4 protein-coding genes are annotated in these 2,275 nt (G+C 42.9%); 2 read left to right on the forward strand and 2 right to left on the reverse strand.

Going from position 1 to position 2,275, the window contains the following annotated elements:
* Together ACH2DQ_RS17435 and ACH2DQ_RS17440 are read right to left on the reverse strand one after the other, a co-directional pair.
* Positions 1 to 450 (reverse strand): AAA family ATPase (locus ACH2DQ_RS17435; RefSeq protein WP_395027625.1); only part of this gene is annotated, 450 nt, incomplete at its 3' end.
* A gap of 13 nt (positions 451 to 463) precedes the next feature.
* Positions 464 to 1,360: a radical SAM protein gene (locus ACH2DQ_RS17440; protein WP_395027628.1), complete on the reverse strand. Its 897-nt coding sequence runs from the start codon at positions 1,358 to 1,360 to the stop codon at positions 464 to 466.
* A gap of 169 nt (positions 1,361 to 1,529) precedes the next feature.
* On the opposite strand from ACH2DQ_RS17440, the gene ACH2DQ_RS17445 reads away from it, so the two are divergent.
* Both ACH2DQ_RS17445 and ACH2DQ_RS17450 read left to right on the forward strand, forming a co-directional pair.
* Positions 1,530 to 1,913 carry an alpha/beta fold hydrolase gene (locus ACH2DQ_RS17445; protein WP_395027630.1) on the forward strand — a complete coding sequence of 128 codons (384 nt, stop codon included), beginning with the start codon at positions 1,530 to 1,532 and terminating at the stop codon, positions 1,911 to 1,913.
* A gap of 33 nt (positions 1,914 to 1,946) precedes the next feature.
* A partial coding sequence (locus tag ACH2DQ_RS17450) for an alpha/beta fold hydrolase (protein WP_395027632.1) occupies positions 1,947 to 2,275 on the forward strand: 329 nt, incomplete at its 3' end.

Below are 2,275 nucleotides of genomic sequence, written 5' to 3' on the forward strand. Positions count from 1 at the left end.
AAAACTTTCCCCATGGGATTGATGATGCAGTGATTTTCCTCCATAGCCACTCAGGAACCCCGGGTCCATCATGGATCCGCCAACCGTTGTCCTGGCTAGCTCCTCCATCTGCGTAGCCACGTTGTAAAAGCTCTCCGCTCTTAAGAAAAACCCGTCCTTGGCTTTGCGAATACCTTTAACAATGCGCACATACTTCCATAAATCCGTATGGGTATCCTTTGATGAAAAATTGTAATGAACACTGCCGCCCTCCGGATTAAAGCCATATGCCACTGCAATGGCTTCTAAAAGCGTTGATTTCCCGGAACCATTTTCACCTACAAAAAAGGTGATATTGTGCTCAAAATCCAGCTCCTTTATAGACGTAAGCGCTTCTATCTCCCTGTAGTAAACATCCGGGTCTGTTTTTTCCCATTCTATTTTTATTGACCGTATGTATTTATGATCCATAAAATTCCCCCTATTATAAATCAAACAAACTCAGCTGGGTTACCTGATAGTTCTTCTGATAGCCATAAATGATATCCTGCATTTTATAGCGTATTCCGAACTTTTCGCATTCCTTTGCGAATATTCCCCATAATTTCTTGGCTTTCGGACTTCTGCACTCATAATAACTTCCAAACCGTTTGATATATTTCTCCGCCAGTTTTTCACCTGGGAATAATTCTTCCAACTTCCCAAAATACCATTCTCTTTGGTTCTGGCGCAGGGTCACACCAAACGCGGGATAGATAAATTTACCACCCATTTCCGCCGTTTTTCGTACAATGCTCAGTATATTCTCTTCACTGTCTTCTATAAAAGGAAGCACCGGCATCAGCAAAATTCCTGCGAAGATACCATGGCTTGAAAGTTCTCCCAGGGCTTCAAAACGCCTGGAAGAAGGTGCCACCCCTGGCTCAATTTTCTTACATAATTTATCGTCTGCTGTGGTTACCGTAATCTTGCACAGAACAGGGGAATGCTCCTGTATCCCCTCCAGTATATCCATATCTCTTGTAATAAGCGGACTTTTTGTGGCTATTGCAGCGCCAAATCCGAAAGCGTCCACAAGCTCCAGCGCATGCCTTGTGAGCATCAGGCTCTTTTCAAATGGATTATAGGGATCACTCATAGCACCCGTTCCCACGACTCCGGTTTTTACTTTTCTCCGCAAATCATCGCGGATGATCTGCAAGGCGTTTTCTTTTGCCCTCACCCGGCCAAAATCATCAATACGGTAACACTCCGAACGGCTGTCACAGTAAATGCATCCATGGCAGCACCCCTTGTAAATATTCATGTTATAATTAATGCCAAACCAGTAATCCGCACTCTTTGTTTTGGTTACTATGGTCTTAGCCGGTATGTATTCCATATATCCTCCCATCCGCCTGAATATGGTTCTCTGCACAGGCTTTTCTCTGTATCCGACTATTATACTGCCTTTCAAAAAACAGAACAATTGTTTTTTTAGATTTCCTTTCATTTTCCAATTGCTTTTTTCTAAATATCACTTATAATGAGATTATCAAGACAGAACAGGAGTGATTATCATCGAAGCGTTAAAAGACGGCTATCTGAATATTCACGATGCCGAAATCTACTACCGCATATATGGCGATAGTGAGAATGAAAATACTGTATTATTCATTCATGGGAATGGAGAAGACTGGACCTGCTTTCAGCGTCAGTTAGAAGTATTTTCCAAGGATTACCGAGTAATTACCATGGACAGCCGGGGACATGGCCGTTCCATGTCGGCTGATTCAACCATTACTCTGAAACAGATTGCGAAAGATGCAGTTATGCTGCTTCAAAAGCTGGGGGTTACCCATGCGGCACTGATCGGATTCAGTGACGGGGCAAATGCGGCACTGGAAATCGCCTTAAACTCAACATTTAAAATAGACTTTCTGGTTCTTGCCTGAGCCAACCTGTCCCCATCCGGTGTAAAATTTACCGTGCAGTTTCCCATTATCATCGGCTATTATCTATGTTCCTTTATAGCAAAATTTGACAAAAAGGCATTACACAACGCCTCCGTATTAGGACTTATGGTAAAGGAACCCCATGTACGCCCGGAAATGCTTGCCAAAATTACCGTTCCTACCATGGTAATTGCCGGACAGCACGATATGATCAAAGAGCAGCACACAAAGCTGATTGCACACTCTATTCCCAAAGCGCAATTAAAAATCATTCCTGGTGCCACCCATTTCGTTTTTGGTAAATGGGCAGATGAGACCAACCATATGATTTTAACATTTTTAAAAACCCCGCCAAAGCATTA

Source organism: Robinsoniella sp., from assembly GCF_034124845.1.